The organism is Desulfomonilia bacterium (genome assembly GCA_036567785.1).
In the GTDB taxonomy this organism is placed as follows: domain Bacteria; phylum Desulfobacterota; class Desulfomonilia; order UBA1062; family UBA1062; genus DATCTV01.
In genome coordinates, this window is sequence record DATCTV010000006.1 from 56,551 (window position 1) to 62,711 (window position 6,161).

Annotated in this window: 6 protein-coding genes; 4 read left to right on the forward strand and 2 right to left on the reverse strand. The window is 48.3% G+C overall.

The annotated features are described in order from the left end of the window. Positions 1-93: 93 nt before the first annotated feature. Both VIS94_02590 and VIS94_02595 read right to left on the reverse strand, forming a co-directional pair. A complete protein-coding gene (locus VIS94_02590; protein ID HEY9159959.1) occupies positions 94-816 on the reverse strand; it encodes an enoyl-CoA hydratase/isomerase family protein in 723 nt (240 codons plus the stop codon). A gap of 111 nt (positions 817-927) precedes the next feature. After that, positions 928-1,101: a hypothetical protein gene (locus VIS94_02595; protein HEY9159960.1), complete on the reverse strand. Its 174-nt coding sequence runs from the start codon at positions 1,099-1,101 to the stop codon at positions 928-930. A 321-nt stretch (positions 1,102-1,422) separates the two neighbouring features. On the opposite strand from VIS94_02595, the gene VIS94_02600 reads away from it, so the two are divergent. From VIS94_02600 to VIS94_02615, 4 genes are all read left to right on the forward strand, one after another. Then, entirely contained in the window at positions 1,423-3,198 is a 1,776-nt protein-coding gene (locus VIS94_02600; GenBank protein HEY9159961.1) for a glycoside hydrolase domain-containing protein, read from the forward strand. Positions 3,199-3,211: 13 nt separating this feature from the next. Next, positions 3,212-4,942: a C45 family autoproteolytic acyltransferase/hydrolase gene (locus tag VIS94_02605; protein ID HEY9159962.1), complete on the forward strand. Its 1,731-nt coding sequence runs from the start codon at positions 3,212-3,214 to the stop codon at positions 4,940-4,942. A gap of 307 nt (positions 4,943-5,249) precedes the next feature. Next, positions 5,250-5,645 carry a type II toxin-antitoxin system VapC family toxin gene (locus tag VIS94_02610; protein ID HEY9159963.1) on the forward strand — a complete coding sequence of 132 codons (396 nt, stop codon included), beginning with the start codon at positions 5,250-5,252 and terminating at the stop codon, positions 5,643-5,645. Between the two features lie 10 nt (positions 5,646-5,655). Then, positions 5,656-5,880, forward strand: a complete 225-nt coding sequence (locus tag VIS94_02615; GenBank protein ID HEY9159964.1) for a type II toxin-antitoxin system prevent-host-death family antitoxin — start codon at positions 5,656-5,658, stop codon at positions 5,878-5,880. The last annotated feature ends 281 nt before the right edge of the window (positions 5,881-6,161 follow it).

A 6,161-nucleotide genomic window follows, 5' to 3' on the forward strand; every position in this document is an offset into this window, starting at 1 on the left:
CGAAAAATAAGGGCCGCGTCTGGAAACAGTCCGTGAAGGCCTGGAAATACTGTCTCAGATGCGACCCTAGTAAATGCTTGTTCTTCTCCTACTTTAATCGGTCACCATCAAATTAAGGGGCTCTATGAAAGCCTTGTCCTCATTGTCGATGACGGCGACGATATCCTTGTGAAGCCTGCGTTTGTGCTCACCGAATATCCCGCGTTTCTTGTTGAAGGTTTTTGCAAAGGCGATTGCTTCCTGCATGAGTGCGGCCTGATCCGGACAGGCCTTATCAAGAAAATGCTTCTCGTACAGTTCGACTGCCCCGGCCCGCCTGCCGGTGAGTTTCAGATCGTTATAGAGGTAATAAGGCATAGCCTTCTTGATAAAAGCGATCATACCCGGCAGGAAAGGAATGCCCAAATCCACCTCAGGGAAACAGAAAAAGCCCTTATCTGATTTCATGAAGCGGAAATCACATGCGCAGGAAATTATTGCGCCGTTTCCGAAAGCATGCCCGTTGATGGCTGCAATAACCGGCAGCGGAATAAGCAGAAGCCTTTTAAACACATCGTTCATGCCGTACATGAAGGCCCTTATGGAGTCCTTGTCGCCTTCCTGAAACTTCTGCATGAGCCATTCCACATCAATTCCCTGCGAGAAGTTCTTCTCATCGCTCGATGTAAGTACGACAGAAGAAACATCCTTGTCCGCCTGGATTTCATCCAATACGGCCAGCATGGCCCGGGCAAATGCCAGGTTATGCCTGTTGGCGCCATTGTTCATGTATATGATCGCTACGTTTTCATCCTTTTTCCACTCGACGACTGCCATAAAACCGGTTCCTCCTTCAGAATTATTATCCCTTATGATACACAAAATCCCGGAACCATTCCAGAAAAAGGCAAATCACAGGCATCCCTGAAGAATAAAATGATCGGAAGATCAGCTCTCCGAAATTTCGGAACATCCTCCCCAGCCCTGCTCCTCGCAATGGTCCAGAAATTCCCAACTGCCTGCCGTACTTGTTGACTTACAGAGATCCAGGACCGCCTCTTCAGGCTTGTTGCGCACCAGCACAACCAGTTCCGGCTTGTTCCATGCCTTCTTTTGTTCCATCACAATTACTCCTTCTTCTTTCTTGTGCTGATGAGCCGTTTCAATGTCTTCCCCATCTCCTACCACATTTACCGATTGAGTGAAAACACCGGCAAATGTCTTGAGGCTCGTGTGAACGCCCCGGAAGTATAGCGTCCTGAACTTGAACAGATCATTCTATCCGTCAATAATCATCACATGAAGCGGCTTCTCGGCCCTGAACCATTCAATACGAAGGGATCAGAGTTCTTCTTCAGTACCTGCATATTTGCTTGAACAGCCGGGCAAACATCTCTATAATTGGATTTCCGGTTTTAAATTATTGATTATGAGGAGTTCATCATGAAAAGAAAAGCACCGCTAATTCTTGTCATCGGCATATTGATATTTTTTTCCGCCTGCAAAGACTCCATGAAGGTATGGATTGAGCCATCAACCGAAAGGGTGATGCAGTTCTCGGCCTCGAAAAAGACTTATCTGGCGGAAATATGCGCTGCGCATAACGATTATGAATCCTTTCAGATAGTGATAAACGGCGGAGCCAACGGCCTGTCAAACGTGAACGTGACCGCGGGCGACCTTGCGGGGCCCGGAGGCGCAGTCATCCCTTCCGCGAACATAACGCTTTACCGGGAATTTTATGTCCATGCCGCCAAACCTTCATTCCTTTACGGTGTTGTCGGTGATCTCAGACTTCCCGGAAATTATCCCGATCCTCTCATTCCATTCACCGATCCCTATGATCCGGCTCATCCGGCGGTAGGCGCTCCCTTCAAGGTGGACAAGTTTAAAAATCAGCCTGTCTGGGTTGAGGTTTACATCCCTGAAGGAATCCCGGCAGGCCTTTATTCAGGCAAGTTTACGGTTACGGCAGATAACGTTAAGCCGGCGGAGATCGATGTGAAGGCTACGGTCTGGAACTTCAGCATACCGGAACAAAGGACGATCTCCACAGCTTTCGGCCTCTACTACAGCACTGAGGAAAAATTTCATGCTGCCGCAACGCTGTCTGAAACGCTCTACAATTACGAGCTCGAGCTTCACAGGCACAGGCTCGATGTGACGAGGATTACTAGCTTCGCAACAAACCCCTTCAAGTTCGGAGGCGACGGTCATCTGCTTGCCGTCGACTGGAGCGAATATGACTCGATAATGGAATCGAGGCTTAATGGCAGCTACTACGGCGACGGCACGGGCATGTATAAGTTCAATGCCGGATTCTTCCGTCCCGGAAGCAGCGGGGCGCTTGAAACCAAGATCACGGATGACCAGTATAAGGAGGCTGCCGCTGAATTCGCCCGCCACCTCAAGGAAAAAGGCTGGATGAACAGGGTTTACGTATATTGCCAGGATGAACCTTTCTGGAACAATGTTCCATACGAAGATCTGGCCCATGACATAAAGCTCATGCTTGAAGCCGACCCCGACTGGAAAGGAGCGTTCATGGTCACCAACTGGTGGGTCAAGGAGCTCGACGGCCTTATCGACATCTGGTGTCCGGAAGTCACCAAGTATGAAGGCTGGCTAACCGCAGGCATCCTTAATTTCGCCGGAAGGGAAGAATACGACGCCATGAGACTGAGGGGGGATCAGCTCTGGTTCTACGTCTGCAATGCAACCATTCCACCGTATGCGGGTTATGATATCGACACGATGGTTGGCTTTGAGCCGCGCATCATGATGTGGGGCGCTTGGTATGAAAAGGCGACAGGTTTTCTTTACTGGAGCACAACCGCCTGGAAAGAGGTGAACCCATGGGAAGACCCGCTGGCTTATCCGGAATTCTCGCGCAACGGTGACGGCTTTCTGTTCTATCCCGGTGATCATAACGGGACTGCCGCGCCGGTGGGTTCGCCTGAAGAGGTTTCAATGAACGGTCCGGTGACCTCGATCAGATTGAAACAGACCAGGGACGGTCTGGAAGACTGGGAGATGTTCAAGATAGCAGCCGGCATTGCAGGCGAGAATGCGGTGAAAGAGGCGGTTTCAAAGGCCTATACCAAGCTTGGAACAGCCCCTGTTCTGGGAATCTGGAACCCGCTGAGCCCGCCCTGGACGAGGAATGGCAAAGTGATAGACGAGGTGAGAAAGGAAGTGGCTGCCCTGATTACGGAATAAGGAGAAACGGTAAATGACAGAACAGATATGCGGCAAAGCACCTTTTCCTCTTCCCAGAAAAAGCGGAAAAGCATCCCTGAAAACCGAAAAGGGAATGCTCGTCATGCACTTAAAAGGCACATACGAGGAAATGGGTTGGCAGCACGGCGAACTGGTGCGCGGCATGCTTGATGATTATGTGATGCAATATTATGGCAACCTGATAGAAACACTTGTGGCGCACAGCGCGGTTTCTGAAATATCCCGCGCCCTGCCGCCCAGGATCGCAAAGCTGCTTTATTACATTTTCCATAAAGCGAATCTTAAGTATATCGGCGAACCCTTGGAACAGATGCAGAAAGGGTTCACAGATGCGCTCGGTCTGCCGGAAAAATCAGGCCAGGGCGTGATACTGTTTGCAGACATACTGCACTTTCTTGCAGGAAGGTCGATGGCGCCGATGGCGATGCCGGCACTTGGATGTTCCGCATTTTTTGCAAGCGGAGCGGCGACAAAGGACGGCAAACAGATCCTCGGCCGCAACTTCGATTTCTACGGACGCGGCCTGTGGGATGCATATCAATGCGTGAAAGTGTTTCACCCTGCGGGCAGTCAGGCGTTTTTCTGGATAGGCGCTGCAGGCATTCCTGTCGGCGGATTCGCCATGAATCAGGCCGGAATATGCATCATGCCGTTCACGAATTTCATGAAGGATGTCGCCATAATCGGAAGGCCGCTTTTCACGCTTGCCGGTGAAATTCTTTCGAATGCTGCAAACCTCAAAGATGCAATCAGGATAATGGAGAACGGAAAACGCATCGGCGGACTGTCTTTTCTGATATGCGATACGCGCGCCTGCGATGCCGCGGTTTACGGCTTTACCGCTCATCATGCTGAAATTATCCGGCCGGAAAAGGATTTCCTCGTAAGGACAAACCATCATCTCTCCGCAGAAATGAAGAAACTGGAGGTTGCACCTACCGCATGGTGGCGCCACAGTACGGCCAGATATATGAGGATCAACGAACTCATCATGGAGAAATACGGTAAACTCACTCTTGACGATGCCGTATCGATATTGAGCGATTTCATCGACCCGCGCGAAAACAGGAAACGCGTTGCCGGAGATATCGTAGCTTCTACAAACAACGCAATGTCGATAGTCCTTTCTCCCGGCGAGGACTCGATTTATATTGCAAACGGGTCTTTCCCCGTGTGCTTCTCAGAAAAATATATCGGGCTTAAACTGAGTGCGCTGTTTGAGGATGGCGCCGATACCGCTGAAGCCTGCGATCTCACGGGTGGACGTGGCAGATTGTCAGAGGAAGAGTCCCTTGCCCTTGAACACTATGAACAGGCCTGGACGGAACATCTGGACCGTTTCGACGATTCGCGGGCGGTTTTCCACCTGCGGCGGGCATCTGAAATACTGCCTGATGAACCGATATTCGACCGTGTGGCCGGTTTGTTTCTTTTAAAGATGCACCGGTTTGAGGACGCGCTTGCACACCTGAAGAAAAACGCCGATTATCCTTACCGTGATCCGAGGATGAAAGCGGAATCCATGCTCTGGCTTGCACGCTGCAATGATCTTCTGGGCCTGCGCGAAAAGGCCGTGCAGATTTACCGTCAGGCGCTCGATCAGAAAGACAGGGAAATCTCCTGTTCGGCTGAACGCGGCATACGCAAACCATACAGGAAAACCCATCTTCTAATGATGGATGTCGAGCCCATTATCGGAAACCCCATCGTCAAATATATGTAATCCCTTCAACCGAGCGCATCGCAAAACCCTCCAGGTATCAGATATTTACGGGCTGGTGCCTTTGGGGCAATGACACCGATACAGTCATTTGCTTCAAAATGAAGAGAGAAGGCTTCAGGTTTTGAAAATGACATTTCGATAAATTTCAAGATTCAAAACTTGTTTCTATTTGCTTTAATATTCATATTTTCATGAACGTCCCATTCTGGTCTCCTGTGTGTTCTAATACCTTTAAATTCTTGACTTGTTTTTTTTATGGTTTTATTTATGAACATATGTACAGGTTGAATAGCTGTCGGAGGCAAATATGAAAATCGTTGCAGATGCGTCGGCCATCATTGCAGTCATACTTAATGAGGCTGAAAAAGAGCATATAATAAGGCTGACTGAAAATGCTTCTATATATGCGCCTTTATCAGTACACTGGGAGATAGGCAATGCTTTCTCATCAATGCTTAAAAGAAAATTGATTGACATCAAAAAAACTGCCTATGCATTCGAGGAGTATAAGCAGATTCCTATCCATTATATTGATGTCGATCTGGTTAAATCTCTTAAAATTGCAGATGATCTAGGCATATATGCCTATGATGCATATTTGTTATGCTGCGCGAAAGATAATCGCATGCCTCTTCTTTCGCTTGATAAAAAACTAATCAAGGCTGCTGCAAGCATATCGATTTCTACTTTAGACATAGCATAAGGAGAAAAAAATGAATGTTTATACATACACACAGGCAAGACAGAATCTGGCATCCGTATTGGACAAGGCCCAGACCGAAGGCGAAGTTATCATTAAAAGAAGGGGCGGCGGCATCTTCATCGTCAAAGCTCAGAAACAACCGCAAAAAAAATCACCTTTTGATATCAAAGGCGTCGATGCCCGAATTGGCGTTAAAGCAATCCTCAAATGCATCGAAGAGGGAAGAAGAAAATAACATCTCGTAAAATAATTGAGGAATGTCCTCTAATCTTATAATCAAATGGACGTCCCATATGGTTCCTCATCTGGTTTTGTCAATTGTTGACGGTCTGTTGCCCAAATAGGTATTGGCTGTTTTTGGGAATGGGGGGGGCAAGCTGAAGCCATAAGGTTTGCCTTTCATTTACCTGGGGATAAAATTACCAGGGGATAAAACATCGGATTATCTTTTTGCGGAATGCCCATAAAGCCGCATAATAACTAGTTTCAGCCCATGTTTTATGTTAGAGTTGTTGC

Coding starts and splice junctions, on each gene's coding strand:
- VIS94_02590 (HEY9159959.1), bottom strand. CDS start 816: ATGGCAGTCGTCGAGTGGAAAAAGGATGAAAACGTAGCGATCATATAC.
- VIS94_02595 (HEY9159960.1), bottom strand. CDS start 1,101: ATGGAACAAAAGAAGGCATGGAACAAGCCGGAACTGGTTGTGCTGGTG.
- VIS94_02600 (HEY9159961.1), top strand. CDS start 1,423: ATGAAAAGAAAAGCACCGCTAATTCTTGTCATCGGCATATTGATATTT.
- VIS94_02605 (HEY9159962.1), top strand. CDS start 3,212: ATGACAGAACAGATATGCGGCAAAGCACCTTTTCCTCTTCCCAGAAAA.
- VIS94_02610 (HEY9159963.1), top strand. CDS start 5,250: ATGAAAATCGTTGCAGATGCGTCGGCCATCATTGCAGTCATACTTAAT.
- VIS94_02615 (HEY9159964.1), top strand. CDS start 5,656: ATGAATGTTTATACATACACACAGGCAAGACAGAATCTGGCATCCGTA.